At 68.7% G+C, this 25,994-nt stretch carries 25 protein-coding genes (1 of these 25 cut by a window edge); 16 read left to right on the top strand and 9 right to left on the bottom strand.

The genetic code is table 11. The features are described from left to right. The first annotated feature begins 291 nt into the window (after window positions 1-291). On the top strand, window positions 292-1,512 hold the full coding sequence (locus D3869_RS07085; RefSeq protein WP_137139477.1) for a polyhydroxyalkanoate depolymerase: 1,221 nt from the start codon (window positions 292-294) through the stop codon (window positions 1,510-1,512). Between the two features lie 48 nt (window positions 1,513-1,560). Here D3869_RS07085 and D3869_RS07080 read toward each other — a convergent pair whose 3' ends face one another. After that, window positions 1,561-2,646: a COX15/CtaA family protein gene (locus D3869_RS07080; RefSeq protein ID WP_137139476.1), complete on the bottom strand. Its 1,086-nt coding sequence runs from the start codon at window positions 2,644-2,646 to the stop codon at window positions 1,561-1,563. A 193-nt stretch (window positions 2,647-2,839) separates the two neighbouring features. Between D3869_RS07080 and D3869_RS07075 the strand changes: the two genes are divergently transcribed. Next, complete coding sequence (locus D3869_RS07075; protein ID WP_137139475.1) at window positions 2,840-6,334, top strand: pyridine nucleotide-disulfide oxidoreductase; 3,495 nt, start codon at window positions 2,840-2,842, stop codon at window positions 6,332-6,334. A gap of 166 nt (window positions 6,335-6,500) precedes the next feature. Here D3869_RS07075 and D3869_RS07070 read toward each other — a convergent pair whose 3' ends face one another. After that, complete coding sequence (locus D3869_RS07070; RefSeq protein ID WP_137139474.1) at window positions 6,501-6,992, bottom strand: lysozyme; 492 nt, start codon at window positions 6,990-6,992, stop codon at window positions 6,501-6,503. Window positions 6,993-7,131: 139 nt separating this feature from the next. Further along, window positions 7,132-7,395: an usg protein gene (locus D3869_RS07065; protein WP_137139473.1), complete on the bottom strand. Its 264-nt coding sequence runs from the start codon at window positions 7,393-7,395 to the stop codon at window positions 7,132-7,134. Between the two features lie 294 nt (window positions 7,396-7,689). Between D3869_RS07065 and groES the strand changes: the two genes are divergently transcribed. The 7 genes from groES (at window position 7,690) to D3869_RS07030 (ending at window position 15,767) form a co-directional block, all read left to right on the top strand. Next, window positions 7,690-7,980, top strand: a complete 291-nt coding sequence (gene groES / locus D3869_RS07060; protein ID WP_014239088.1) for a co-chaperone GroES — start codon at window positions 7,690-7,692, stop codon at window positions 7,978-7,980. Between the two features lie 52 nt (window positions 7,981-8,032). Beyond that, window positions 8,033-9,676: a chaperonin GroEL gene (gene groL, locus D3869_RS07055; RefSeq protein ID WP_137139472.1), complete on the top strand. Its 1,644-nt coding sequence runs from the start codon at window positions 8,033-8,035 to the stop codon at window positions 9,674-9,676. Window positions 9,677-9,872: 196 nt separating this feature from the next. Beyond that, window positions 9,873-11,567 carry a catalase gene (locus tag D3869_RS07050; RefSeq protein ID WP_137139471.1) on the top strand — a complete coding sequence of 565 codons (1,695 nt, stop codon included), beginning with the start codon at window positions 9,873-9,875 and terminating at the stop codon, window positions 11,565-11,567. Window positions 11,568-11,804: 237 nt separating this feature from the next. After that, window positions 11,805-12,809, top strand: coding sequence for a cytochrome-c peroxidase (locus D3869_RS07045; RefSeq protein WP_349017879.1), 1,005 nt, complete (start codon window positions 11,805-11,807; stop codon window positions 12,807-12,809). A gap of 84 nt (window positions 12,810-12,893) precedes the next feature. Beyond that, complete coding sequence (locus D3869_RS07040) at window positions 12,894-14,042, top strand: NapC/NirT family cytochrome c (RefSeq protein ID WP_137139470.1); 1,149 nt, start codon at window positions 12,894-12,896, stop codon at window positions 14,040-14,042. Between the two features lie 109 nt (window positions 14,043-14,151). After that, window positions 14,152-14,415, top strand: a complete 264-nt coding sequence (locus D3869_RS07035) for a hypothetical protein (RefSeq protein ID WP_114861593.1) — start codon at window positions 14,152-14,154, stop codon at window positions 14,413-14,415. A 119-nt stretch (window positions 14,416-14,534) separates the two neighbouring features. Continuing rightward, window positions 14,535-15,767, top strand: a complete 1,233-nt coding sequence (locus D3869_RS07030) for an NAD(P)/FAD-dependent oxidoreductase (protein WP_137139469.1) — start codon at window positions 14,535-14,537, stop codon at window positions 15,765-15,767. A gap of 150 nt (window positions 15,768-15,917) precedes the next feature. Here the strand turns inward: D3869_RS07030 and D3869_RS07025 are convergent, their stop codons facing one another. Next, window positions 15,918-18,098: a transglycosylase domain-containing protein gene (locus D3869_RS07025; RefSeq protein ID WP_137139468.1), complete on the bottom strand. Its 2,181-nt coding sequence runs from the start codon at window positions 18,096-18,098 to the stop codon at window positions 15,918-15,920. Window positions 18,099-18,306: 208 nt separating this feature from the next. Here D3869_RS07025 and D3869_RS07020 point away from each other — a divergent pair, with 208 nt between their 5' ends. Next, on the top strand, window positions 18,307-18,618 hold the full coding sequence (locus tag D3869_RS07020) for a polyhydroxyalkanoic acid system family protein (RefSeq protein ID WP_014239097.1): 312 nt from the start codon (window positions 18,307-18,309) through the stop codon (window positions 18,616-18,618). 89 nt (window positions 18,619-18,707) lie between these two features. Here the strand turns inward: D3869_RS07020 and pspF are convergent, their stop codons facing one another. Next, complete coding sequence (pspF, locus tag D3869_RS07015; protein ID WP_137139467.1) at window positions 18,708-19,709, bottom strand: phage shock protein operon transcriptional activator; 1,002 nt, start codon at window positions 19,707-19,709, stop codon at window positions 18,708-18,710. 164 nt (window positions 19,710-19,873) lie between these two features. Here pspF and D3869_RS33015 point away from each other — a divergent pair, with 164 nt between their 5' ends. The 4 genes from D3869_RS33015 (at window position 19,874) to pspC (ending at window position 21,542) form a co-directional block, all read left to right on the top strand. Continuing rightward, window positions 19,874-20,020, top strand: coding sequence for a hypothetical protein (locus D3869_RS33015; RefSeq protein WP_175426413.1), 147 nt, complete (start codon window positions 19,874-19,876; stop codon window positions 20,018-20,020). Between the two features lie 62 nt (window positions 20,021-20,082). Then, entirely contained in the window at window positions 20,083-20,754 is a 672-nt protein-coding gene (gene pspA / locus D3869_RS07010; protein ID WP_137139466.1) for a phage shock protein PspA, read from the top strand. A gap of 113 nt (window positions 20,755-20,867) precedes the next feature. Beyond that, the gene (pspB, locus tag D3869_RS07005) at window positions 20,868-21,095 is read left to right on the top strand and encodes an envelope stress response membrane protein PspB (protein WP_109067670.1); all 228 of its coding nucleotides are present in this window, start codon (window positions 20,868-20,870) and stop codon (window positions 21,093-21,095) included. A gap of 45 nt (window positions 21,096-21,140) precedes the next feature. Further along, window positions 21,141-21,542, top strand: coding sequence for an envelope stress response membrane protein PspC (gene pspC, locus D3869_RS07000; protein WP_137139465.1), 402 nt, complete (start codon window positions 21,141-21,143; stop codon window positions 21,540-21,542). A 74-nt stretch (window positions 21,543-21,616) separates the two neighbouring features. Here pspC and D3869_RS34410 read toward each other — a convergent pair whose 3' ends face one another. The 4 genes from D3869_RS34410 to D3869_RS06985 form a co-directional block, all read right to left on the bottom strand. After that, entirely contained in the window at window positions 21,617-21,739 is a 123-nt protein-coding gene (locus tag D3869_RS34410; RefSeq protein ID WP_282190171.1) for a hypothetical protein, read from the bottom strand. Window positions 21,740-21,876: 137 nt separating this feature from the next. After that, the gene (locus tag D3869_RS06995; RefSeq protein WP_137139464.1) at window positions 21,877-22,404 is read right to left on the bottom strand and encodes a hypothetical protein; all 528 of its coding nucleotides are present in this window, start codon (window positions 22,402-22,404) and stop codon (window positions 21,877-21,879) included. Between the two features lie 7 nt (window positions 22,405-22,411). Further along, entirely contained in the window at window positions 22,412-23,035 is a 624-nt protein-coding gene (locus D3869_RS06990) for a hypothetical protein (protein ID WP_175426412.1), read from the bottom strand. A 298-nt stretch (window positions 23,036-23,333) separates the two neighbouring features. Continuing rightward, window positions 23,334-24,905, bottom strand: coding sequence for a diguanylate cyclase (locus D3869_RS06985; RefSeq protein ID WP_137139463.1), 1,572 nt, complete (start codon window positions 24,903-24,905; stop codon window positions 23,334-23,336). A 339-nt stretch (window positions 24,906-25,244) separates the two neighbouring features. Between D3869_RS06985 and D3869_RS06980 the strand changes: the two genes are divergently transcribed. Beyond that, window positions 25,245-25,715: a DUF411 domain-containing protein gene (locus D3869_RS06980; protein WP_137139462.1), complete on the top strand. Its 471-nt coding sequence runs from the start codon at window positions 25,245-25,247 to the stop codon at window positions 25,713-25,715. A gap of 113 nt (window positions 25,716-25,828) precedes the next feature. Beyond that, window positions 25,829-25,994 carry the start of a phosphatase PAP2 family protein gene (locus D3869_RS06975; protein ID WP_137139461.1) on the top strand. The gene runs 539 nt beyond the window's last position, so the window shows 166 of its 705 coding nt (coding positions 1-166); it begins with the start codon at window positions 25,829-25,831; its stop codon lies off the right edge, out of view.

The raw sequence follows: 25,994 nt of genomic DNA, 5'->3' as shown, positions 1-25,994 counted from the left end.
GGTATGCCGGGCCATTGATTGCTGCAAGGCGCGTGCGCGGTTCCGCGGGCGCGCCTTTTTCTTTGGGCTTGATCCTCCTGCCTTGCCTCCTTTGCAGTGCAGCGTTGCGTGGTCTGTTTCGTGTGGCTGACTGTTTCTCATGTAAGTTTTTTGCCCGAGAACGGGTGTCGGCTATTGACCTTTCGGATAAGGAGTGGCCTATCTATTGGTTGGTCATACGACCAATGACGGCCGACCGATGACAGCACCCAGCCGACCGGGCGTGGGAACAACCGCCGAAGCGAGGACCTGTTGCTCTACCATCTCTACGATCTGCAGCACGCCGCCCTGCGCCCGATGCGCCTCCTGGCCGAAGCGACCCAGCACACCTTCCAGAACCCGTTCAGCCCGGTGTCCTACACCCGCGTCGGCCGCGCCATGGCCGCTGGCGCGGAGCTGCTGGAGCGCACCACCCGCCGCTTCCCCAAGCCGGAATTCGGGCTGAAGACCACGGTGGTGAACGGCGAGACGGTGGCGGTGACCGAGCGCATCGCCCATCGCAAGCCCTTCTGCAACCTGCTGCACTTCGCCAAGCCGGAGGGCACCCCGGCGCAGCCGCGCGTCCTGCTGGTCGCCCCGATGTCGGGCCACCACGCGACGCTGCTGCGCGGCACGGTCGCGGCGCTGCTGGCCGACCATGACGTCTTCGTCACCGACTGGATCGACGCCCGGCTGGTGCCGCTGGCGCGCGGCCGGTTCGACCTGGACGACTACATCGACACGGTGACGGAGCTGATCCGCTTCCTGGGTCCGCAGACCCACGTCATCGCGGTGTGCCAGCCGGCGGTCCCGGTCCTGGCCGCGGTGTCGCTGATGGCGGCGGGGGACGAGGCGGTGCAGCCGCGCTCCATGACGCTGATGGGCGGCCCGATCGACCCGATGGCCAACCCGACCGTGCCGGTGAAGCTGGCGGCGACCCACCCGCTGTCCTGGTTCGAGCGCAACGTCATCACCACCGTCCCGGCCTACTATCCGGGCGGCTTCCGTCAGGTCTATCCGGGCTTCATCCAGCTTTCCGGCTTCATGTCGATGAATCTGGACCGCCACATCGGGGAGCATGTCGGCCTGTTCCGCCACCTCGTCCGCGGCGACGGCGATTCCGCGGAGCAGCACCGCCGCTTCTACGACGAGTATCTGTCGGTGATGGACCTGTCGGCGGAATTCTACCTGCAGACCATCGAGACGGTGTTCCAGAAGCATTCGCTCGCCAACGGCACCATGGAGTCGCGCGGGCGCAAGGTGGAGCCGGCGGCGATCCGCCGGACCGCCGTGATGACGGTGGAGGGCGAGCTGGACGACATCTCCGCCCCCGGCCAGACCGAGTCGGCGCACCGCCTCTGCGCCTCGCTGCCCGACGGCATGCGCGCCCGCCATTTCCAGAAGGGCGTCGGCCATTACGGCATCTTCAACGGCCGGCGCTGGCGCGAGAGCATCATGCCGGCGGTGCGGGAATTCATCCGCAAGCACGATTGAGGTTGGTAGCGTTCCCTCTCCCGTCCTGGGAGAGGGAATCGGCCGGCGTCAGCGCTTCGGAACGCGCACCGGGCGCAGCTCGTGCAGCAGCCAGACCAGGCCGGACACCAGCAGGATCGCCCCGGCCTGATGGGCGGCGCCCAGCGGAATCCACACGAAGCTCAGCAGCGTGGCGATGCCCAGCCCGATCTGGACCAGCACCATCGCCGCGGTCAGCAGCGCCACCCTCCCGGCGCGGCCCGGCAAACGGGCCACCCACACCCGCAGGGCGAGCCCGAGCACCACGAGGCCGGTCAGCAGCGCCAGCGCCCGGTGCGTCAGCTGGATGGCCGCGGTGTTCTCAAAGAAATTGATCCACCAGGGCGTCAGGTTGGCGACCTCCGGCGGGATGACGTGGCCGGCCATCAGCGGGAAGGTGTTGTAGGCCAGCCCGGCGTCCGTCCCGGCGACGAAGGCGCCCCAGACGATGGTGACGCCGGTCAGCCCCAGGGCCCAGCGCGCGTGTTTGCGCAGCCGGCCGGACTCGGTCGCCCAGCCGGCCAGCGGCAGCGGGTCGAGAACCCCCAGCGCGGTGCGCAGCAGCAGCCCGTAGATCACGATCGCCGTGCCGAGATGCAGCGCCAGCCGGTACTGGCTGACGTCGGGGCGGTCGACCAGACCGCTCTTGACCATGTACCAGCCGATCACCCCCTGGAGCCCGCCGAGCAGGAACAGCCCGGCCAGCTTCGGCCACAGGTCGGCGGGGATGCGCCCGTTGACCCAGAAGCGCAGGAAGGGGATCAGGAAGACGAAGCCGATCAGCTGGCCCCAGAAGCGGTGGAACCACTCCCACCAGAAGATCTGCTTGAAGGCCGCCAGATCCATCGCCGAATTGTAGATGCGGAACTCCGGCGTGGTCTGGTAGAGGCCGAAGACGCGGTTCCATTCCGCCTCCGACAAGGGCGGCAGGATGCCGATCAGCGGCTTCCACTCCACCATCGACAGGCCGGACTCGGTCAGGCGCGTGATGGCGCCGATCACCGCCATGGCGAAGACCATCGCGCAGCAGACGAGAAGCCAATAGGCGATGGGACGGGTGGAGGCGGGGTCGCGGACGTCTTTCCCGGCGAGGGCGGGGGCGGTGATGTCGGTCACGGACGGGCGGCTCCGGATGGTGCGGAAAAGTTCCGGCGGGGTAGGGGCTTCCGGCTCATGTGGGGTGCGGCGCCGGCTGCGTCAAACGGACACGGGTTACCCCGCGGCCAGGGACATCGGTTTCGGGTGAAGGCGGCGCGCCGCGGGTGTTACAAATATCAGTCTTACCAACGGCTTCGGATGCGGGGCGGCGATGGCGGACCTCACCCTCGGCTTCGGCCTGTCGTTCCACGAGCTTTACGGGCAGGACGGGCTGGCCCGGCTCGACCGCGCCTTCCTCGCCCGGCTGTCCGACACGGACCTGGCGCTCGCCAACCGGCTGCTCTCCGCCCGCGCCCAGCCCGACCGGCTGGAGGCCAAGGCGGAAAGCGACCTTCTGATCGCGCTCGCCCCCCACGCCGAGGATTTCATCGGCGAGCTGTTCGGCGTCCGCGCCGCGCTCGACGAGCTGCGCGCCCGCCACACGGCGCTGGCGCCGCTCTACACCGCCAAGCGCCTGTTCGTTCAGCGCCGCGCCGCCAAGGCGGTGAGGCCGGAGGCGGTGGCGGCGCTCGACGGGGCGGAACTGGCCGCGCGGCTGGAGGACTGGCTGGGCGGCCCGCTGACCGAGGCCGCCTTCGCCCGTCAGGTGCTGGCCTGGATGGAGGACGAGGCGGCCCACGCCGACCAGCTCGACAGCGCCGCCCAATACGCCGCCTGGGCGGTGTTCAGCGAGGCCGGGCGCGCCCGGCACGGCGGCGGCGTGCTGTTCCAGGTGCCGCACCGCACCGACCCGCAGCGTCTTGTCCCCGTGGAGACGGTGGAGGTGCACGGCGTCACCATGATGCGCCTGCCCGACGAGGCATGCCGCGAGCGTCAGGGCTTCCACCTGACCGACCCCGGCACCGATCTGGCCGGGGCGCTGGACGAGGCCAACTACTGCATCTGGTGCCACAACCAGGGCAAGGACAGCTGCTCCAAGGGGCTGCGCGACCGCAAGACCGGGGAGTTCCAAAAGAGCGCCTTCGGCGTCGCGCTGGCCGGCTGCCCCTTGGAAGAGAAGATTTCCGAGATGCACGCGCTGAAGGCCGAGGGTGTGCCCATCGGGGCGCTGGCCGTGGTGGTGGTCGACAACCCGATGTGCGCGGCCACCGGCCACCGCATCTGCAACGACTGCATGAAGGCCTGCATCTATCAGAAACAGGAACCGGTGGACATCCCGCAGGCGGAAACCCGCACGCTGAAGGACGTGCTGGAACTGCCCTGGGGCTTCGAGATCTACAGCCTGCTGACCCGCTGGAACCCGCTGGACCTGCGCCGCCCGCTGATGCGGCCGGACAGCGGCTACAAGGTGCTGGTGGCCGGGCTGGGGCCGGCGGGCTTCACGCTGGCCCACCATCTGATGAACGACGGCCACACGGTGGTCGGCATCGACGGGCTGAAGATCGAGCCGCTGCCCGCCGACCTCTCCGGCGTCCTGCCCAGCGGCACGCGGGTGCCCTTCCGGCCGATCCGCGACGTGCGCGACCTCTACGACCGGCTGGACGAGCGGGTGATGGCCGGCTTCGGCGGCGTCGCCGAATACGGCATCACCGTGCGCTGGAACAAGAATTTCCTGAAGGTGATCCGGCTGTTGCTGGAACGCCGGGCGCGCATGACGATCATCGGCGGGGTGCGCTTCGGCGGCACGCTGACCATCGACGGGGCGCTGGAGCTGGGCTTCGACCACATCGCGCTGTGCATGGGGGCGGGCAAGCCGACCGTCGTGCCGATGGCGAACCGGCTGGCCCGCGGGGTGCGGCAGGCCTCGGACTTCCTGATGGGGCTGCAACTGACCGGAGCGGCCAAGCCGGACAGCATCGCCAACCTGCAGGTCCGGCTGCCCATCGTGGTGATCGGCGGCGGGCTGACCGCCATCGACACGGCGACGGAGGCGCTGGCCTACTACCCCGTCCAGGTCGAGAAGTTCCTCTCCCGCTACGAGGTCCTGGCGGCCGAGCGGGGGGAGACCGCGGTGCGCGCCCGCTGGACGCCCGACGAGGCCGAACTGGCCGACGAGTTCCTGGCCCACGCCCGCGCCATCCGGGCGGAGCGTCTCGAAGCGGGGGAGCAGGGGCGCGAGCCGCGCGTCGCGGCGCTGCTGCAATCCTGGGGCGGTTCGACCATCGCCTATCGACGGCGGCTGATCGACAGCCCCAGCTACACGCTGAACCACGAGGAGGTGGCGCACGGTCTGGCCGAGGGCATCCGCTTCCTGGAATGCGCCGCCCCGCGCGGGGTGGAGATCGACGAGACGGGCGCCGCGCGGGCCATTCACCTTGCCATCAACCCGGTCGGGCCGGACGGGGTGGTGGCGCCCGCCGCCGTGGACGCACGGCTTCCCGCCCGCACCATCCTGGTCGCCGCCGGCACCCAGCCGAACACCGTCCTGGCCCGCGAGGAACCGGAGTGGGTGGAACTGGACGGACGCTGCTTCCGCGCCATCGACGAGGACGGCCGACCGGTGACCCCGGAGCGGCAGGCCAAGCCGAGCCAGGCCCATGTGCTGATGGCGCGGGCGCCCGACGGGCGGTTCCTCAGCTTCTTCGGCGACCTGCACCCGTCCTTCGCCGGCAACGTGGTGAAGGCGATGGGCGGGGCGAAGCGCGGCTATCCGGTGGTCAGCCGGGCGCTGGCCCGCCGGGCGCCCAGTTCGGTGACGCCGGACGCTCTGGTGCGGCGCCTGAACGCCGACCTGCGGCCCCTGGTGCACAGCGTCAACCGCCTGACCCCGACCATCGTGGAGGTGGTGGTGAAGGCCCCGGCTGCGGCGCGCCGTTTCGAACCCGGACAGTTCTACCGGCTGCAGAATTTCGAAACGCTGGCGCAACGGATCGGCCGGACCACGCTGGCGATGGAGGGGCTGGCCCTGACCGGCGCCTGGGTGGACAAGGACGCCGGGCTGCTCTCGCTGATCGTCCTGGAGATGGGCGGCTCGTCCGACCTTTGCGCCCTTTTGAAGCCCGGCGACCCGGTGGTGGTGATGGGGCCGACCGGCGCCCCGACCGAAATCCCGGAGGGGGAGACGGTGGCGCTGGTCGGCGGCGGCTTGGGCAACGCGGTGCTCTTTTCCATCGGGCAGGCCTGCCGGGCGCGCGGCAACCGCGTCGTCTACTTCGCCGGCTACAAGCGGATGGAGGACCGTTACAAGACCGACCAGATCGAGGCCGCGGCCGATCGCGTCGTCTGGTGCTGCGACGAGGCGCCGGGATTCACGCCGACGCGCCCCGGCGATCTGAGTTTCGTCGGGAACATCGTGGAGGCCATGCGCGCCTACGCGGCGGGCGGGCTGGGGCCGGCGGACATCCCGCTGGAGACAGTGGACCGCATCGTCGCCATCGGCTCCGACCGCATGATGGCGGCGGTGGGGGCGGCCCGGCACGGCGTGCTGAAGCCCTACCTGAAGCCCGGCCACGCGGCCATCGGCTCCATCAACTCGCCCATGCAATGCATGATGAAGGAGATCTGCGCCCAGTGCCTGCAACGGCACACCGACCCGGCGACCGGCGAGGAAACGGTGGTCTTCTCCTGCTTCAACCAGGACCAGAGCCTGGACCGCGTGGACTTCGCCAACCTGAACCAGCGGCTGCGCCAGAACGCCGTCCAGGAAAAGCTGACCGCCCAATGGATCGACCGCGGCCTGCGGTTGACCGGCCAGCGGAAGGGGTGAGGGGGAGACGTTCTTTCCCCTCTCCCGTCCCGGGAGAGGGTGGCGCCGAAGGCGCCGGGTGAGGGTAAGGTCGAGAATCAAGGCGCTGATCCTTGGCATCACCCTCACCCTTCCCACGCTGCGCGTGGGCCCCTTCCCTCTCCCGGGGCGGGAGAGGGGGTCTGCGTCACGCGCCCGTGGCGGTGCTGACCGCCGCCTGGGGCAGCGGCGTGGTGGCGCTTTCGAACAGGTCGGCCTCGGCGGCCCGGCGCTTCACCAGACCCGGAAGCTGCGTCTTGACCCCGTTGACCGTGGCGTAGACCCAGCGGCCGAACTGGCCGGCGGCGCCTTCGTAGTCGCCCTGGTTCAGCAGGCGCAGCAGGGTCGAGCATTGCAGGCTGCCGGCCCCCAGGTTGAACACGAAGGAGGCCAGCGCGCCGCGCTGGTCCGGGTTCAGCGCGACGGTGACCAGCTTGTCCACCTGGGCGGCGGCGGAGGTCAGGTCCGACTTCAGGAAATCGTCGGCCTGGGCGGAGGTGATGCTCTGCCCCAGCTCGACCCCGGCGGTGTGGCCGTAGCCGATGGTCGGCACACCCGCCGGGCACAGATAGGCGTTGAGGTAAAGACCCTCGAAGTGCTTCACGAGGTTGACCGCTTCTTCGCAAACCGGCGTCGTCATGTTCGTCATTCCCCCAGCTTGTCGTGGACGTGCATCGGCACGGACGGTTCGTGCAGGGGGAAGCCTATCGGAAGCGATAATCACTTAATAATGGTTTATTTTTTCACATTTACCCGCGGTGGAGGAGGTGTGCGGGCCGTCAGGTCCAGCGGAATTCGGCGGCCACCGCGCGGGTTTCCCCGGGCGTGATCAGGCGGTGGGTCGCCAGCTTCACCGAATGCAGCTTGCCGTCCAGGTTGGCCTGCCAGAAATCGAGGAACCGGCGCAGCACCGGGTAGCCGGGAGCGATGTCCAACTCTTGCCAGAGATAGCTCTGCAGCAGGTGCGGGTGGTCCGGCATGTGGTACAGAATCTCCGCCGTGGTCAGGCGGTAATCGCGAAGCTGAAGACCCAGACTGGCCATGCTCTGCCTCCGTGATGGTGGAACCGGTGGCGTCCTTCCGCTGCGTCCTGATGATTCTTTTGTGAAAGTGTGCCGTTCGCGGCTGCGGCAGGCAACAAAAATTTTTCTTCTTTTTCAACGCATTAGCAGCAAGACGGGGCGACTGCTGCCAGGAATCGCACCGATTGCCGCAACGACCCTCTTGAATCAAAACCGCAGCTCGATTAGCTGTCTGGCACTCGCCGGGGGAGAGTGCTAACAGCCCCGAGCCCGGCGCCAATCCTTTCAATAAGCCTTGATCCTGGAGGCATCCCCATGAAGTTCCGTCCGCTGCACGACCGCGTCGTCGTCAAGCGTCTGGAGTCCGACACCAAGACCAAGGGCGGGATCATCATTCCCGACACCGCGAAGGAAAAACCCCAGGAGGGCCAGGTGGTCGCGGTGGGTCCGGGCGCCCGTGACGAGAGCGGCAAGGTCGTTGCGCTCGACGTGAAGGCCGGCGACCGCATCCTGTTCGGCAAGTGGTCGGGCACCGAGGTGAAGATCGAGGGCGAGGATTTCCTGATCATGAAGGAATCCGACATCATGGGCGTCGTCGAGGCCTGAGCCTCCGCCCGCGCTGAGCGATCCAACCCCCCGAATTTCAAGGAAGTGAGCAATGGCTGCCAAGGAAGTTAAGTTCTCCGCCTCCGCGCGCGAGAAGATGCTGCGCGGTGTGGACATCCTCGCCGACGCCGTGAAGGTGACGCTGGGTCCGAAGGGCCGCAACGTCGTGATCGAGAAGTCCTTCGGCGCTCCGCGCATCACCAAGGACGGCGTCTCGGTCGCCAAGGAAATCGAGCTGTCGGACAAGTTCGAGAACATGGGCGCCCAGATGGTGCGTGAGGTCGCGTCGAAGACGAACGACCTGGCCGGCGACGGCACCACCACGGCGACCGTTCTGGCCCAGGCCATCGTCCGCGAGGGCGTGAAGTCGGTGGCCGCCGGCATGAACCCGATGGACCTGAAGCGCGGCATCGACCTCGCCGTCGAGACCGTCGTGGCCGACATCCGCGGCCGCGCCAAGAAGGTCACGACCAACGACGAGATCGCCCAGGTCGGCACCATCTCCGCCAACGGCGAAGCCGAGATCGGCAAGATGATCGCCCAGGCGATGGAGAAGGTCGGCAACGAGGGCGTCATCACGGTGGAAGAGGCCAAGAGCCTCGAGACCGAGCTGGACGTCGTCGAGGGCATGCAGTTCGACCGCGGCTACCTGTCGCCGTACTTCATCACCAACGCCGACAAGATGATCGCGGACCTCGAGAGCCCGTTCATCCTGCTCCACGAGAAGAAGCTGTCGGGTCTGCAGGCCCTGCTGCCGGTCCTCGAGGCCGTCGTGCAGTCCTCGCGTCCGCTGCTGATCATCGCCGAGGACGTCGAGGGCGAGGCCCTGGCGACCCTGGTCGTGAACAAGCTGCGTGGCGGCCTGAAGGTCGCCGCCGTCAAGGCCCCGGGCTTCGGTGACCGCCGCAAGGCGATGCTGGAGGACATGGCCATCCTGACCGGCGGCCAGGTCATCTCCGAGGATCTCGGCATCAAGCTCGAGAACGTCACCATCGACATGCTCGGCACCGCCAAGAAGGTCGTGATCTCCAAGGAGAACACCACCATCGTCGACGGCGCCGGCTCGGCCGAGGACATCCAGGCCCGCATCGGCCAGATCAAGGCGCAGATCGAGGAGACCACCTCGGACTACGACCGCGAGAAGCTGCAGGAGCGTCTGGCGAAGCTGGCTGGCGGCGTTGCCGTCATCCGCGTCGGCGGCGCCACCGAGGTCGAGGTGAAGGAGCGCAAGGACCGCGTTGACGACGCCATGCACGCCACCCGCGCCGCGGTGGAAGAGGGTGTCGTCGCCGGCGGCGGTACCGCCCTGCTGTACGCCACCAAGGCCCTGGAAGCCCTGAAGCCGGTCAACGACGAGCAGCGCGTCGGCATCGAGATCATCCGCCGCGCCCTGCAGGCCCCGGTCCGTCAGATCGCCTACAACGCGGGCACCGACGGTTCGATCGTGGTCGGCAAGCTGCTGGACCAGAACGACGCCAACTTCGGCTACGACGCCCAGAAGGGTGAGTTCACCGATCTGGTCGCCGCCGGCATCATCGACCCGGTGAAGGTGGTTCGCACCGCCCTGCAGGACGCGGCCTCGATCGCCGGCCTGCTGATCACCACCGAGGCGATGATCGCTGAGAAGCCGGAGAAGAAGGCTGCTCCGGCCGGCATGCCGGGTGGCATGGACGACATGGGCGGCATGGGCTTCTAATAGCTCACGTCATCCACGACGTTTGCGGAAAGGGCGGTCCCTCGGGGCCGCCCTTTTCCGTTTGGGCATCTCCCTGACGGACAGGGTGTCGCCGTCCGGCGTTTTGGATTGGAACGGTTCCAAACTAGGGACGTTGACCTTCCAACCGGACGCCCCAGGGGTGCGCCGGCACGGCTTGCTGTTCAGGGAGAAAGCGATGGCTGACCAATCGAAGACTCTGACCAACCGTCAGGGCCACCCGATCACCAACAACCAATCCCAGCGCACCGTGGGGGCCCGCGGGCCGGCGACGCTGGAGAATTACCAGTTCCTGGAAAAGATCTCCCATTTCGACCGCGAGCGCATTCCGGAGCGCGTGGTCCACGCCCGCGGCTTCGTCTGCTACGGCGAGTTTGAAGCGACGGGCAAGATCGGCGACGAGCCGGCCTCCAAATACACCCGTGCCAAGCTGTTCCAACAGGCCGGCAAGAAGACCCCGCTGGCCATACGCTTCTCCACCGTCATCGGCGGGCGCGATTCGTCGGAGGTGGCCCGCGATCCGCGCGGCTTCGCGGTGAAGTTCTACACCGAGGACGGCAACTGGGACCTCGTCGGCAACAACCTCGCCGTCTTCTTCATCCGCGACGCCATCAAGTTCCCGGACGTCATCCATTCGTTGAAGCCCGATCCGGTGACCTTCCGGCAGGAACCGAACCGCATCTTCGACTTCATGAGCCAGACGCCCGAATCCATGCACATGCTGACGCATCTGTTCAGCCCGCGCGGGATTCCGGCCAACTACCGGCACATGGAAGGCTTCGGCGTGAACACCTACAAGATGGTGAACGCCAACGGCGACACGGTGCTGGTCAAGTACCACTTCCACCCGCGCTGCGGCGTCGCCTGCCTGACGGCGGAGGAGGCGGCGAAGGTGCAGGGGCAGGATCTCGGCTCCGCCTCCAAGGATCTCTTCGAGGCCATCGACCGGGGCGATTACCCGCAGTGGGACATGTATGTCCAGGTCATGGAGGACCACGACCATCCCGAACTGGAGTGGGACCCGCTGGACGACACCAAGATCTGGCCGGAGTCGGACTTCCCGCTTCGCCACGTCGGCGTGATGACGCTGAACCGCAACGTCGAGGATTTCTTCAACGAGAACGAACAGATCGCCATGGGCACCGGCGTTCTGGTCGACGGGCTGGATTTCTCCGACGACAAGATGCTGGTCGGGCGGACCTTCTCCTACTCCGACACGCAGCGCTACCGGGTCGGCCCCAACTATCAGCAGTTGCCGATCAACCAGGCCAAGAACGCGGCGGTCGCCACCAACCTGTCGGGCGGGCAGATGTCCTACCAGCGCGATCTGGCGCCGGGGCAGAACCCGCACGTCAATTTCGAGCCGTCCATCCACAACGGCCTCAGCGAAGCCCAGCGGGAGGAGCCGAACAACCCGCCGGAGATCCGTGGCCGGCTGACCCGCAGCGTGATCGAGCGCCGCAACGACTACGTCCAGCCCCGCGCCCGCTACTGCACCATGATGGATTGGGAGCGCGACGATCTGGTCCTGAACATGGGCACGCTGCTCGGCCAGTGCGAACGCGACGTCCAGGAGCGGATGCTCTGGCACTTCTTCCTGATTCATGACGACTATGGCAGCCGTGTCGCCGGCATGCTGGGCATGACCGCCGCCGATGTCGCCGGCTTGGCCCCCCTGCCCAAGCAGGTGCTGACCGACGAGGACCAGAAGCGGCTGAAATCGCTGGGCAAGAACGGCGACACCATCGACCCGAAGGTCTGGGGCCAGTGGACCGGTTCGGTGAAGGTCCACCGCGCCACGGCGGACGAGGTGGCGAAGGGGATGCCGGCCGGCGCGCAGGGCGGCATGGCCAGCCAGGCGGCTGCCGATTAGGCGCAACCTAAGATCATCAACCGGTTGGCGTCCCGATGGGGGCGGCGGGCTGTCCCGCCGCCCCTTTTTCATGCCCGCATCGAAGATTGTTTTGAGTGGCCATAGTTTGTGTACGGACATGCGGCGCATTGCCGCGCGACACGCCTGTCACTGGTATCACCAGAGCGCGGCGTGCCACTGTCATTTTGCATCAAGGCATTAGCCAAAATATTAGAACTTCGATAAGGGAGAAGTGCGATGTCCATGCGTGCTGCCGTGTCCTTCGCGGCCATGCTGGCGGCCTCCGTCGCCACCTTCGGCGTGCCCGCGTTCGCCGCCGACGAACCGATTTCGCCGATCGAGGCGGCGAAGGTCACCAATCCCGGATTGGTTGAACTCGGCAAGAAGCTGTACTTCGATCCCCGGCTGTCCAAGTCCGGCTTCATCTCCTGCAACTCGTGCCACAACCTGTCCATGGGCGGCACCGACAACCTGAAGACCTCCATCGGCCACAACTGGCAGCAGGGCCCGATCAACTCGCCGACCGTGCTGAACTCCAGCCTGAACGTGGCCCAGTTCTGGGACGGCCGCGCCCTGACCCTGCAGGAGCAGGCCGGCGGCCCGATCGCCAACCCCGGCGAGATGGGCTCCACCCACGCCCTGGCGGTCGAGGTGCTGCGCTCCATCCCCGAGTACCAGAAGGAATTCGCCGAGGTCTTCGGTGAGACGACGATCACCATCGAGGAGGTGACCAAGGCCATCGCCGCCTTCGAGGAGACGCTGGTCACGCCGAACTCCCGCTTCGACCAGTGGCTGAAGGGCGACAAGAAGGCCCTGACCACCGTCGAGCTGGAAGGCTACGAGCTGTTCAAGGACTCGGGCTGCACCGCCTGCCACAACGGCTCGGCCGTCGGCGGCAACACCTTCCAGAAGATGGGCGTCGTCGAGCCCTACAAGACCAACAACCCCGCCGAGGGCCGCATCGCGGTGACCAAGGAGGAGGCCGACCGCTTCAACTTCAAGGTTCCGACGCTGCGCAACGTCGCGCTGACCTACCCTTACTTCCACGACGGCGAGGCCGCGACCCTGTCCGACGCCGTGGACGTCATGGGCCGCATCCAGTTGGGCAAGAAGTTCTCGACCGACGAGAACGCCAAGATCGTCGCCTTCCTGAAGACGCTGACCGGTGACCAGCCGAGCTTCGCTCTGCCGATCCTGCCGCCGTCCACGGACAAGACGCCGAAGCCGCATCCCTTCGACTGACGGGTTGAGGGTTGGATGGGGCCGGGCGTCGTTGGGGCGGCCCGTCCCCATTCCTTTTCTTGAGGATGGTTGCAGGGTATCGACATGCGGTGGGGATGGAAGACGGCGGGGGGCTTCGGGACGCTCGCGCTGGCCGGTCTGGTGGGCGTCGTCGTCGGGGTGGTCGGCTGGGGCGGCTTCAACACCGCGATGGAAGCGACCAACCGCATGGAGTTCTGCGTCTCCTGCCACGCGATGCGCGACACCGTGTATGTCGAGTACACGGCCTCGCCGCACTACCAGAACGCTTCCGGCGTAAGGGCGACCTGCGCCGACTGCCACGTCCCGCGCGACTGGACGCACAAGGTGATCCGCAAGGTGCAGGCGTCGGGAGAGCTGTATCACTGGCTCATCGGCTCCATTGATACCAAGGAGAAGTTCGAGGCCAAGCGCCACACGCTGGCGCGCCGCGAATGGGACCGCATGCGGGCCACCGACAGCCAGGAATGCCGCAACTGCCATTCCTTCGGCGCCATGGACTTCCACAAGCAGACGCCGAAGGCGGCCAGCGCCATGGAAGGGGCGGAGAAGGCCGGCAAGACCTGCATCGATTGCCACAAGGGCATCGCCCACAGCTTTCCCGACGTGACCGCCGGTCATCGCCAGTTCTTTGCCGGCCTGTCGGATCAGGCGAAGGCGCTGGCCCTGAAGCCCGGCGACACCGCCTACGCCTTGACCAGCCTCGCCCTGTACGGCGCGCCGCCGACCCCTGGGAGCGCCGGGGACGGCGAGATCGCCGCGGCGACTCCGGTGAAGGTTTTGGCAACGGAAGGCGGCGCTCTGAAGGTGGAGATCACCGGCTGGCAGCGGGGCAGTTCCGCCCAGACGCTCTACGCCCGGCCGGGCAAGCGCATCACCACGGTCAAGCTGAACGCGGCGGCAGCAGGGCAGGCAGAGGCGCTGCGCAGCGTCACCGATCCGGAGACCGAACAGGAGTGGACGGAGGTCCGCCTGACCGCCTGGACCGGGGCGGGCGGCTATGTGGGCACGCTCGGCGCGCTGTGGGATTACGGCGCGCGGGTCTACGACGCCAACTGCTCGCTCTGCCACGCGCCGCACCCGCCGGCCGACTTCGACGCGAACGCCTGGATCGGCAAGATGAACGCCATGAAGCGGCTGACCCGGCTGGACGAGGAGGAGGGCCGCCTGCTGCTGACCTATCTGCAGAGCCATGCGAAAGACAGCGCGCGATGATCGCTGCGGCGAGAACCCGAAGCTGCTAAGAGGGGTTTTCTACCACGGGCCGGCGTTGAACGCGCCGCGCCCGACGGCAGACGACCACTTGAGAAAGAGGACCCCCGCGATGTCGACCCTGCACAAACAAGCCATGGAAGCGGTGCTTCAGGCCGCCTCTCACGACATCGTCGGCACGCTCCAGGAGCGTGGCGTCACCGACAAGCACAGCGAGGAGGGCGACCTCGTCGTTCTCGACGTCGCGATCCTGCACGCCTACCGCATCTTCATGCGGATCTGCGAGGAGAACGGGCTGGAGGTGGACGCGGGCTATTTCGCCGACATGGCCAACGACCTTGCCGACGAGGTGGCCCAGGAGGACGACGCGGACTGATCCGGTCCCGCGCCGCCGATTCCCGCTTCTTGAGTGCCCCGGTCCCGTCCCCGCTTGCCGCTTCCCAGCGGTGGCCCGGACGGGACCGGTCGACATCCTTCCGCCCTTCGGGGGACCCGATGACCGACGCCCCTGACACCGCATTTTCTCCCGACGTTGCGATCATCGGCGCCGGCCCGGCCGGGCTGATGGCGGCGGAGGTCATCGCCGCCGCGGGCCGCTCGGTCGCCGTCTATGAACGGATGCCCACCCCGGCGCGCAAGCTGCTGCTGGCCGGGCGCGGCGGGCTGAACCTGACCCATTCCGAACCGCTGGACGCCTTCACCGCCCGCTACGGCGCGCAGAGCCCGCTGTTCGCCGATCTGCTGGCCGGCTTCACCCCGACGGACCTGCGCGATTGGGCGGCGGGGCTGGGGATCGAGACCTTCGTCGGCTCCAGCGGGCGCGTCTTCCCGGTGCAGATGAAGGCCTCCACCCTGGTGCGGGCGTGGCTGCGCCGGCTGGAGGGGCTGGGCGTCACCCTGCACACCCGCCACCGCTGGCTGGGCTGGGACGCGTCCGGCGCGCTGCGCGTCCAGCGCGGCGACGGCCCCGCGACCACCGTCGCCCCGCGCGCCACGCTGCTGGCGCTGGGCGGGGCGAGCTGGCCGCGCACCGGTTCCGACGGCGCCTGGACGGAACTTCTGGCCGCGCGCGGGGTGGACATTGCGCCGCTGCGCCCGTCCAACATGGGCTTCGAGGTGCCCTGGTCCGATCACCTGCGCGAACGCTTTGCCGGCCAGCCGGTCAAGAGCGTCGGCCTCGCCTTCGGCGACCGGCGGCTGAAGGGCGAGTTCGTCATCACCGAAACCGGCATTGAGGGCGGCGCCGTCTACGCGCTGAGCGCCCCCTTGCGCGACGCCATCGAACGCGAGGGCTGGGCCGCCCTGACCATCGACCTGATGCCGGACCTGCCGGAGTCGGCGATCGCCAAACGGCTGCGCCGCCGCGGCGCGGAATCGCTGTCCACCTTCCTGAAGAAGTCCCTGTCGCTGACCGGCCCGCGCGCCGCCCTGCTGCGCGAGTTCACCCCGGCGTCGGAACTGTCCGACCCGGCGGCGCTGGCCCGCCACATCAAGTCCCTGTCGATGGTGCTGACCGGCGTGCGGCCCATCGAGCGCGCCATCTCCACCGCCGGCGGCGTCCGGCTGGCGGAGCTGGACGCGTCGCTGATGCTGACCCGCCTGCCGGGCACCTTCGTCGCCGGGGAGATGCTGGATTGGGAGGCGCCGACCGGCGGCTACCTCCTCCAGGGCTGCTTCGCCATGGGCACGCGGGTGGGAAAGGGCATGCTGGGGTATTTGGGAGGCTGATAGACCCTCTTTTCCTTCTCCCCCCTGGGGAGAAGGTCAGGATGAGGGGGCGCCGAAGGCGACCCACTTTGTCAAACAAAGGACGTCTTCTCCGCCCTGCCGGGCGTAAATCCCCTCACCCAACCCTCTCCCCAGGGGGGCGAGGGCTTTTCACCGCACCGGATTGCCGTAGTCGTACTGCACCTGCGGCGCGCTGCCCTTGCCGGTCAGGCTTTCGATCAGCGAACCGATGCCGGAGGCCACGCCGCCCCCCGACGAACCGCGCGCGGGCGCCGGGGCCGCCGCCGGGGTGGCGCGGGCGGGCACCGCGATGCCGGAGGCGACATAGGCGGGGGCGCCCTCCATCCCCGGCAGGGGGCGGGGCGGGCGGCCGGCGTGGGCGTCCAGCATGAAGCCCTGCCACAGCTTGGCCGGCAACGAGCCGCCGGTGACCCGCTTCATCTCGGCGTTGTTGTCGTTGCCCAACCACACCCCGGCGACGAGGTCGGCGGTGAAGCCGACGAACCAGGCGTCACGGTAATCCTGGGTGGTGCCCGACTTGGCCGCCGCCGGGCGGTCGAGCTTCGCCGACTTGCCGGTGCCATACTCGATGACTCCGGTCATCATGCGGGTGAGCTGCACCGCGTGCGCCGGGTCGACCACCGGGACGGAGCCGCCGGCCTGCCGCCGGTACAGGACGTTGCCGTCGCGGTCCCTGATCTCGGTGATGGCGTAGGGCCAGACCGGGGCGCCGCGGTTGGCGATGCCGGCGTAGCCGCGGGTCAGCTCCAGTAGGTTGACCTCGCTGGTGCCAAGCGCCAGCGACAGGTCCTTGCCCAGCGGCGAGTTGATGCCCAGCCCGGCCGCCACCCGGCGCACCCGCTCCACCCCGATGCGGTCGATGATGCGCACGGTCGCGGTGTTGGACGAATGGGCCAGCGCGTTGGCCATGGTGATGGTGCCGCGAAACTTGCCGTCATAGTTGCCGGGGCTCCAGGTGCCGATGCGGACCGGGGCGTCCTCGACCGGGCTGTCGGGCGACCAGCCGGCCTCCAGCGCCGCCAGATAGACGAAGGGCTTGAAGGCCGAACCGGGCTGGCGCATCGCCTGGGTGGCGCGGTTGAACTCGCTGTTGTCGTAGTCCCGCCCGCCGACCAGGGCGCGCACCGCGCCGTCGGTGGTCATGGCGACCAACGCGCCCTGGCGCGCGTTGGCGGCCGCACCGGGGCCGGCCAGGATCTCCTCCAGCCGCTGCTCCGCCGCGCGCTGCAGCTTGAGGTCCAGTGTCGTGCGCACCACCACGTCGCCGTGGCCGGAGCCGACGAAGGCGGAGACCAGCTCCGTCACCCAATCGGCGAAATAGCGCCCGTCGCCGCCCGGCTTGCGCTTGGCCGACGGCGGGGCGCTGCGCGCCGCCTCCAGCTCCTGCGCGGTGATGAAGCCGGCGTCGACCATGGCGCCCATCACGACGCGCGACCGCTCCGCCGCTTCGTCCGGGTTGGAGGTCGGGGCGTAGCGCGAGGGCGCCTTCAGCAGGCCGGCGATGATCGCCGATTCCCGCAGGTCGAGCTGGGTCGCCGGCTTGCCGAAATAGGTGCGCGCCGCCGCGTCCACGCCGAAGGTGCCCGCCCCCAGATAGACGCGGTTCAGATAGGCGGTGAGGATCTGGTCCTTGGTGAAGCGGTGCTCCAGCCACAGCGCCAGCATGGCTTCCTGGATCTTGCGCTTCAGAGACTTCTCGGGCGTCAGGAAGAGGTTCTTGGCGAGCTGCTGGGTGATGGTGGAGCCGCCCTGCGCCGAGCGCCCGGACCGCCAGTTGACGTAGAGCGCGCGGGCCAGACCGATGGGGTCGACGCCGAAATGCGAGTAGAAGCGCCGATCCTCGATGGCCAGCACGGCGTTGATCAGATGCGGCGGCAGGTCGCGCACGCCCAGCGTCGTGCCGTGCAGGTCGCCGAAGCGCGCGAACTCCGACCCGTCGGCCGCCAGCACGGTGACCGAGGCGCGCCGCTCGAACTGCGCGACCTTGGAGATGTCCGGCAGGTCCAGGGCGAACCAGGCCAGCACCGCGCCCAGCGCGATGCCGCACCACACCCCGGCGACCATCCCGGCATAGACGAGCGTGCCGAGGATCGTCCGCCGACCGCCGCCGCCTCTGGCCGTTTTGGGAGCGGCCTTGCGCGGCGGCGGAGCGGGTTTGCGCGGCTTCTCGGCCTTGGGCTTCTCGGGCTTGGCGGGCTTTTCCGGCTTGGGCGCGCGTTTGGGCAGGCGGGGGCGCAGCGCCGGCTCCTCCCCCCGCGTCTGGATGGGGCGCGGCCCCGCAAAGAGTTCGCCCGGTCGATCGTTGCTCACGGCGCGGTCGCGGCCCCCAAGAAGTCCATGCCCGATGTAATCTGTGATGGAAAGCTATACGCCGCCGCCCCGTTGCGACGAAAGAGCGCCCTCGAAAGAGATAAGATTTGTCTTAGCACCGTTGCAGATGGATGACGGGGGTGGAAGAAAAGCCGCCGTGGACTGTTGTTTGCCATGAATAAGCGTTGACGCAGCGGAGAGCCTGTTCATGTCGAAGCCCCTGACCGTTTCCATTCCCCACAAGCTCGGCCGGGACGAGGCGAAGCGGCGCGTGGCGGAGGGGGTGGGGCAGGCCCGCTCCCACCTCGCCGCGGTCGCCAGCAGCATGGACGACCACTGGACCGACGACCGCGTGGATTTCCGCGTGGTGGCGATGGCCCAGACCGTCACCGGCTTCATCGACGTGCAGGACGACAGCGTCACCGTGGAGGTGCAGCTTCCCTGGGCGCTCGGGCTGCTGGCCAACAAGGTGAAGGACCGGCTGCAGAGCAAGGGCACGCTGCTGCTGGAGAAAAAGTAAAGTCCCTCTCCTGCCTCTCGCGCCCGCAAGCGGGCGCTGACGGCGTCAGGCGGCCTTTGGCCGCCGAGAGCCCCGGGAGAGGGACAAGGCTACGCGGGCCTGCCGATCAGCCCGTGCTTCTTCAGAAGCCCGCGAAGCTGGTGGTAGCCGAGCCCCAGCGCCTCGGCGGTCTGGCGCTGGTTGAAGCGGTGGCGCTCCAGCGCGGTTTCCAGCAGCCCGGCTTCGAAGCGCCGCACCTGCTCCTGGAAGTCTCCGGCGGCAACGGGCGGCGCCTCCTCCGCGGCCGGTGACGGGGCGGACACCGCCGGCGCCGCCGGTCGCCACGCGGAAGCGAAGGGGTCGAGCAGGATCTCCTCCACCAGCCCCTCCGGGTCGGACGCGGCGACGGAGCGCTCCACCGCGTTGCGCAGCTCGCGCACGTTGCCCGGCCAGCCATGGTCGAGAAGCTGCTCCAGCGCCCGCGGGGCGAAGCCGGGGAACAGGGACCGCTCCAGTTCCCGCACCATGCCCAGGGCGAAATGCTCGGCGAGCACGGGGATGTCCTCGCGCCGGGCACGCAGCGGCGGCAGCGTCACCACGTCGAAGGCCAGCCGGTCCAGCAGGTCGGCGCGGAACCGCCCGGCCTCGGCCAGCGCCGGCAGGTCGGCGTTGGTCGCCCCGATCACCCGCACATCGACGGTCTGGGTCCGTCCGCCGACCCGCTCGATCTCGCCATACTCCACGGCGCGCAGCAGCTTTTCCTGAACGGCGGCGCTGGCGGTGGCGATCTCGTCCAGGAACAGCGTGCCGCCGTCGGCCTGCTCGACCCGCCCGATCTGCCGCCGGATCGCCCCGGTGAAGGCCCCCGCCTCGTGGCCGAACAGCTCGGAGTCGAGAAGGCTTTCGGTCAGCGCGGCGCAGTTCACCTTCACGAAGGGGCGGTCCCAGCGACGGGACAGGTAATGGAGGCGGGCGGCTATCAGCTCCTTGCCGGTTCCGCGCTCCCCGATGACCAGCAGAGGGCGCTCCAGCGGCGCCACGCGGGAGACGTGGGCGAGAACCGCGTGGAAGGCCGGGGATTCCCCAAGCAGGGAGGGCGGGGTGGGCTGCATGGTCAAATCGGCGAAGAGTTGGCGAATTTCTTCATTCTATCGTGAAACCGGCAATGCTCCAACCCTGGTGTCCGATCGTTCGGCCCAGCAAACCCAAGGCTTCGCGGGGATTCCCGGCTTTGGCACGGCCATTGCGAAGAAGGGGGCCAAACAAGGAGACCCGCATGAGCCACTACAGCGACTACCACCGCCGCTACACCCGCGAGGCCCGTCCGCTGGCGGCGCGCATCCGGACCTACCTGACCAGCCGCCCGACCGAGAGCTGGGCGTTCTTCGCCGCCGGCCTGCTGATCGCCACGGTCCTCGGCTGATAAATCTCAGGCCCGACGAAGACCAAGCCCGACCATAAGCGCCAAACGAGGGACACATCCCCATGAGCATCTTTTCGCGCCTGACCGACATCGTGCAGTCCAACCTCAACTCCCTGCTCGATCGCGCGGAGGACCCGGAGAAGCTGATCCGCCTGATCATCCAGGAGATGGAGGACACGCTGGTCGAGGTGCGCTCCTCCACGGTGAAGATCATCGCCGAGCGCAAGGAGATCGAGCGCCGCATCGCCGACCTGCACCGCGAGCGCGACTCCTGGGACCGCAAGGCCGAGACCGCGCTGACCCATGACCGCGAGGACCTCGCCAAGCAGGCGCTGATGGCCAAGTCGCGCGCCGCCGAGGAGGCGGACGTCCTGACCGCCCAGCTCGCCCAGGTCGAGGAGGCGCTGGCCAAGTCCAACGAGGACATCGGCCGCCTTCAGGCCAAACTGACCGACGCCAAGAACCGCGAGAAGGCGCTGGTCGCCCGCACCAAGACGGCGGCCAACCGCGTGCGCGTCCGCTCCACCCTGCACGACGAGCGGATCAACGACGCCTTCTCCCGCTTCGAGCAGGTCGAGCGCAACCTCGACGAGCTGGAAGGCCGCGTGGAGGCCTATGACGTGGGCCGCACCAAGACGCTGACCGAGGAGATCGCGGAGCTGGAGGCCGACAAGAAGGTCCAGGACGAGCTGGCCGCCCTGAAGGCCCGCGTCGCCGCGCGCCGGGGAAGCTGATCCCACGCCGGCGCCGACACCGCGGCCCCGACACCGGCTGCGGCTGTTGAACCCCCTCTCCCGCCTCCCGGCGGGGGAGGGGTTTCCCGAACAACAAGAAAGGCCGTCCCCCGATGAGCGGTTTCAGCTTCGTCCTCGCGGTGCTCTTCATGACCGTGGTGGCACCGCTTTGGATCATCTTCCACTACATCACCAAATGGCGTGGGCAGCGCGGGCTGTCGGCCCAGGACGAGCAACTCCTGGCCGAGCTGTGGGACATCTCGAACCGCCTGGAGGGCCGCATCCACGCGCTGGAACGGGTGCTCGACGCGGAGTCGCCCAATTGGCGCGACAAGCTGTGAGCCGGCCGCATTCCACCTTCATTCCGACCTGACGGGAGCCCGACGATGGACCGTTCTTCGCCCTACGACTCGCCCAACCCGCACCGGCTCTTCCGCGATCCGCAGCGTGGCGTGGTGGGGGGCGTGTGCGCCGGCATCGCCGACTACTTCGGGTTCCGGCCCGGGCTGGTGCGGCTTGCCCTGGTGCTCGGCCTGTTCTTCTTCATGCCGCCGGTGATCCTCGCCTACGTGATCGCGGTGCTGGTCCTGCCGGTCAAGCCGCCGGCGGTCTACCGCAACCCGGACGAGGAGGCCTTTTGGCGCGGCGTGTCGATCAAGCCCGACCGCACCCTGGCCGGCTTGACGCAACGCTTCCGCGATTTCGAAAAGCGCGTGGGAAGCCTGGAAGCGCACGTCGCTTCCAAAGAGTACGAACTCAACCGCGCGATCCGCAACCTGGACCGTTGACGGCAGCCCCGGAACGCCTCCGGGGCCGAGCCGCCGCCTGCCCGCAGCGCCGCGCGTTCGGCGGCGCCCGTGGGTCAGCGCCGACGGCGGTTCCGACTGCGCACGCGCACCGGCTTCATGCCCGGGCGGGCGGCAGCGAGACCGGCGAGGGCCGCAGCCATCGCCCCAACGAGCACGACCAGATCGAGATCCATCATGGCTCCTCCGCTTGACCCGATCAGAATGACGCAACTGTGAAGGACATGGTAGCGAAAAGAGGTGACAGCAACCGTCCGTCCGGCCGATGACCGCCACCGGGGCTCCCCCAAACGGGGAGGACTATCCGTCCGGGTCATCAATCGAGGTAAGGCTTCACCGAAAGAACGGAGAAGCCCTTGTGCTCGGGGTAGCGGGCGTTGGTCTTCTCACGCGCCTTCGCCTCGTCCATTCCCCAGACCAGAAAGCGTCGTCCCCTCTTCCAACGCTCCAAGGCGGTCTTTTCCAGGCCGCCGGTGACCCGCGCGCCATAATCGGCGTGGGCCACCGTCACGACCCATCCGGAGTCCGCCGGGGTGCGCCGGTCGTCCAGGACATAGACGCGCCGGTCCGCCGCGCCCGCCGCCGCCAACCGCTGCTCCAGATCCTCGCAGGCCAGATCGATGGACTCCTTGCGCCGCCGCGCCGCGCGCAGTTCGCGCGCCTGGTCCAGCGTCGCGCGGGCGAGGCGTTTGAGGCGCTCCACCTGGGCCTGTCGCCGGGCCGCGGCGCTGGCGATGCGGTCCTCCGCCGTCCGGAGCTGCCGCCGCGCCGACAACAGCGAGACCGCCAGCGTCGCCACGCCGACCAGCGCGGAGAAGAGATACGGCATCGATGGATGGCCCATGGCGCCCTCAACTCGCTTTCGCCAGAGGAAGAGCGTCGTCCGGGCCGGACCAGCCGTGGCCGGCTCCCGCCCCGCCGGTCGTGATCGCAGGGCCTTGCCCCGCCTCCTGAATCCGCAGCACCACATAGCCGAAGGCGGGCGGGTAGCGCCGCTCGATCTCGGCGCGGGCCACCGGCATGGTGCGCGCCCACGCCTCGACCGTCTGGGGGCGCGCCCAGGCGGAGTCGATGAAGGCGTGCTGCATCTGCTGGTTGGTGCCGACGCCGACATATTTGTTTGCGACCTGGGCGATGTAGCAGGGGGTGCCGGCGACCTCCTCGCCGACCAGCCGCAGGATGTCGTCGCCGCGGTGCTGAAGGTCGCGCAGGCGCCGCTCCAGCGCCTGACGGCGGCGCAGGGTGTCGCCGACGTCCTTTTCGGCCTTGCGCAGGTCGTCGATGCGCTGCGTCCGGCGCGCCTCGAACCCGGCTTCCAGCTTGGCGCGGCGGGCGATGACGTCGCGCAGGCTGCCGGTGCCAAGCCGCCGCTCGATCGTGCGCTCGCCCAGCAGAACCGCCGCCTTGCCGATGCCGAACCCCAGCCCCGCCAAGGCAAGCGCCAGGAACAGGGCCTGACCGTACTCGTTCCACATGGCTGAACCCCCGAGAAGTGCCGCAGCGGGACCGGTCCGCAGTCCGTTCGCCGCTGCCGCCGTCTCACGGTGTCGAGAATGGTTGAGCGGTAATCCACGCCCTTCGGGCCTGCAACGCCAAAGTGCAGGGCGAATGAGATTTGCAAACTTTGTTCAAAGCCAGGGAAATATCCGTAGGCGGGCTGGTTGCGGCCAACCTGAGAACCGCAAGCGAATGCTTCCTTTGTTGCGAACCGCGCCCGGCATCGCGCCGGCGGCCCAGTGGGGTGGCGGTGGCCGATGGTGGCCCGATGGCGACTTAGGGGAGGGTGTCCGGCGCCTTCGGCTGGTCTGCCACGCACACGCGGTCCCGACCGGCCAGCTTGGCCTCGTAGAGCGCGGCGTCGGCGCGGCGCAGGGTCAGTTCGATGGAGGGTTCCGCAGGGCTCCATTCGGCCACGCCCAGGCTGGCGGTGATGGGGATGGCCCGGCCATCGGTCATCACCGGGCTTCCCGCGATGGCGGCGCGCACCCGCTCGGCCACGATGCGGGCCCCGGCAAGGTCGGTCTCGGGAAGCAGGGCGACGAACTCCTCCCCGCCGAAACGGGCGATCTGGTCGGAGGTGCGCAGGGCCTCGCGGGCGCGGACCACCGCCGTGCGCAGCGCCTCGTCCCCCGCGGCGTGGCCGTGGCCGTCGTTGACCGCCTTGAAGTTGTCGAGGTCGAGCAGGATGACGCTGAGCCGCCGCCCGTGCCGATGCGCCCGCCCCAGCTCCGCCGCGGCGAGGTCCAGGAAATGCCGGCGGTTCCAGACGGCGGTCAGCGGATCGACGGTGGCCAGCCGCTCCAGCTTGGCGTTCGCCGCTTCCAGCGCGCGGGTGCGTTCGGCGACGCGGGCCTCCAGCGTCTCGTTGGCCTCGCGCAGCCGCTCGTACAGGCTGACGTTGGCGAAGCTGAGGGCGATCTTGGAGGCGAACACCTCGACGAGCCCGCGGTCCACCTCGTCCAGCGGACGGTCGGTGTGGATCCAGGCCGCCACCTCGTGCCCGTCCGGCACGCGGATGAACAGGGTCGTCTCGTTGGGGCCGTAATGGCTGCGGCGGCTGCGGAAGGCATCGGTGATGCGATCGGCGAGGGCCGGCGGGACCGCCGCTCCCGGCTTCACCGCTTCGGCCGGCGACGCGGTCCACCCGGCCGCCTCGGCGTAGCAGCCGGCCCCGGCCAGCACATAGAAGGCGCCGTCCGGGAGCGGCCGGCCGGCCGCGCCGCGCTGGGCGCACAGGATGGCGTCGGGCTTCACCCGCAGGAAGGCGGACAGCTGGGTCAGCACCCCGGCCGCGAACTGCTGCATGCAGCGCAGCTCGAACAGCCGGTCGGTGGACTGGATGATCTGCTGAAGCCCGCGGCGGTTGGTCTCCAGCGCCACGATGTCGGCGTAGGCGCGCAACGCCGCGACGACGGAGGTGAACAGCTTCTTCGCCGTCAGCTCCGCCTTGGACTTGTAGTCGTTGATGTCATAGGCGAGGACCACGTCCTCCTCCGGCGCCTGTCCCGGCTGGCCGGTGCGCAGGATGATGCGGATGGCGTGGTTGTTCAGCTCCTCGCGGATGGTGCGGACCAGCCGCAGCCCGGCATCGTCCGTCTCCATCACCACGTCCAGCAGGATGATGGCGACGTTGGGGGTGCAGCGCAGGATGGCCGCGGCCTCGCCGGCCGACAGGGCGCTGACGAGCGACAGCCGCCGCCCCTTGTAGCGCAGACCTCCCAGCGCCAGCCGGGTGACCGCGTGGACCTCCGGTTCGTCGTCCGCGATCAGCACGATCCACGGCTCCGCGCCATCTTCGGGAGGCGGCGGTTGGTCGTCGTCTGCGAACAGAAGGTCGGTTCCCATGCTGCGCGTTCCGCCCGTCCTGCCCGTCTGTCCGTTCAGCCTGCCCGTCCGTCCAGCCGGTTTCCGGCCAACGACCGGTTCTCCGGAGAGTGCCGGCCGGGGTTTGCCACGCGGAATGCTGTCATTCAGCGGTAACCGATGCAACTTCCCCCGCGCAACGGGTTCGTTGTCCTTATGGAATGAATTTCGTCCTTTCGCAACCGTCGGTCCGCGGCGGGTCGTTTGACCACGATCAAAGCGGGCGGCGGCGGCGGGCGGCAGACTGCGTTGAAACAGGATGGCCGCAAGCCATCTTTCCGCAGGTTTGTGGAGCGGGTGTTGCGAATGTTGGATCGTCGGATGTTTCTCACGGCCATGGGGGCGAGCCTGACGGTGGGCGCCCTGGCCATCGCGGTGCGCAGCTTGGCTGGCACGGCCCCAGCCGCCGCCTCCTCCGCGGCCAAGCCGGAGGTGATGGTCTGGAAATCGCCGACCTGCGGCTGCTGCGGCGGCTGGGTGGACCACATGCGGGCCGCCGGCTTTCCGGTGACCGTGCAGGAGGTCGACGATGTGGAGCCGGTGAAGACGCGCCTCGGCGTGCCCGCCCGGCTGCAGTCCTGCCACACCGCCCTGGTCGGCGGCTACGCCCTGGAAGGTCATGTCCCCGCCGACAGCGTGCAGCGGCTGCTGCATGAACGCCCGGCAGCGGTCGGCCTCGCCGTTCCCGGCATGCCGCAGGGCTCGCCCGGCATGGAGACGGGGGTGAAGGACCCTTACGACGTCGTTCTGTTCGGCGCGGCCGGCGGCGACAGCGTGTACGAGCGGCGCTGACTCTTCCGGGATAAGACCGATACCCGGTACCCTCGGGGCTTGCCCTTCCGTTCCTTGCTCCCAGTGGTCGGCCTTCCGAAGGCCGACCGGCTCGGCGGAACGGAGGGAACGGCGTGACCACGGCATTCGACCTCGTCATCATCGGCTGGCTGAACGGCTACAGCCGCGCCAGCATGGCGGTGGACAAGACCATCTATGTCGTCGCCCAAAGCGACCTGCTGAAGGGCGGCGTGCTGATGGCGCTGCTGTGGTGGTGCTGGACCCGGCGCAGCGGGCGGC

The organism is Azospirillum brasilense (assembly GCF_005222205.1).
Taxonomy (GTDB): domain Bacteria; phylum Pseudomonadota; class Alphaproteobacteria; order Azospirillales; family Azospirillaceae; genus Azospirillum; species Azospirillum brasilense_G.
This window is presented reverse-complemented; position numbering and strand designations above follow the sequence as displayed.

Bases quoted from the DNA above. Each gene is read 5' to 3' on its own strand.
- D3869_RS07075 (WP_137139475.1), top strand. From the start codon at position 2,840: ATGGCGGACCTCACCCTCGGCTTCGGCCTGTCGTTCCACGAGCTTTAC.
- D3869_RS07070 (WP_137139474.1), bottom strand. From the start codon at position 6,992: ATGACGACGCCGGTTTGCGAAGAAGCGGTCAACCTCGTGAAGCACTTC.
- D3869_RS07065 (WP_137139473.1), bottom strand. From the start codon at position 7,395: ATGGCCAGTCTGGGTCTTCAGCTTCGCGATTACCGCCTGACCACGGCG.
- groES (WP_014239088.1), top strand. From the start codon at position 7,690: ATGAAGTTCCGTCCGCTGCACGACCGCGTCGTCGTCAAGCGTCTGGAG.
- groL (WP_137139472.1), top strand. From the start codon at position 8,033: ATGGCTGCCAAGGAAGTTAAGTTCTCCGCCTCCGCGCGCGAGAAGATG.
- D3869_RS07050 (WP_137139471.1), top strand. From the start codon at position 9,873: ATGGCTGACCAATCGAAGACTCTGACCAACCGTCAGGGCCACCCGATC.
- D3869_RS07045 (WP_349017879.1), top strand. From the start codon at position 11,805: ATGTCCATGCGTGCTGCCGTGTCCTTCGCGGCCATGCTGGCGGCCTCC.
- D3869_RS07040 (WP_137139470.1), top strand. From the start codon at position 12,894: ATGCGGTGGGGATGGAAGACGGCGGGGGGCTTCGGGACGCTCGCGCTG.
- D3869_RS07035 (WP_114861593.1), top strand. From the start codon at position 14,152: ATGTCGACCCTGCACAAACAAGCCATGGAAGCGGTGCTTCAGGCCGCC.
- D3869_RS07030 (WP_137139469.1), top strand. From the start codon at position 14,535: ATGACCGACGCCCCTGACACCGCATTTTCTCCCGACGTTGCGATCATC.
- D3869_RS07020 (WP_014239097.1), top strand. From the start codon at position 18,307: ATGTCGAAGCCCCTGACCGTTTCCATTCCCCACAAGCTCGGCCGGGAC.
- pspF (WP_137139467.1), bottom strand. From the start codon at position 19,709: ATGCAGCCCACCCCGCCCTCCCTGCTTGGGGAATCCCCGGCCTTCCAC.
- D3869_RS33015 (WP_175426413.1), top strand. From the start codon at position 19,874: ATGAGCCACTACAGCGACTACCACCGCCGCTACACCCGCGAGGCCCGT.
- pspA (WP_137139466.1), top strand. From the start codon at position 20,083: ATGAGCATCTTTTCGCGCCTGACCGACATCGTGCAGTCCAACCTCAAC.
- pspB (WP_109067670.1), top strand. From the start codon at position 20,868: ATGAGCGGTTTCAGCTTCGTCCTCGCGGTGCTCTTCATGACCGTGGTG.
- pspC (WP_137139465.1), top strand. From the start codon at position 21,141: ATGGACCGTTCTTCGCCCTACGACTCGCCCAACCCGCACCGGCTCTTC.
- D3869_RS34410 (WP_282190171.1), bottom strand. From the start codon at position 21,739: ATGATGGATCTCGATCTGGTCGTGCTCGTTGGGGCGATGGCTGCGGCC.
- D3869_RS06995 (WP_137139464.1), bottom strand. From the start codon at position 22,404: ATGGGCCATCCATCGATGCCGTATCTCTTCTCCGCGCTGGTCGGCGTG.
- D3869_RS06990 (WP_175426412.1), bottom strand. From the start codon at position 23,035: ATGTGGAACGAGTACGGTCAGGCCCTGTTCCTGGCGCTTGCCTTGGCG.
- D3869_RS06985 (WP_137139463.1), bottom strand. From the start codon at position 24,905: ATGGGAACCGACCTTCTGTTCGCAGACGACGACCAACCGCCGCCTCCC.
- D3869_RS06980 (WP_137139462.1), top strand. From the start codon at position 25,245: ATGTTTCTCACGGCCATGGGGGCGAGCCTGACGGTGGGCGCCCTGGCC.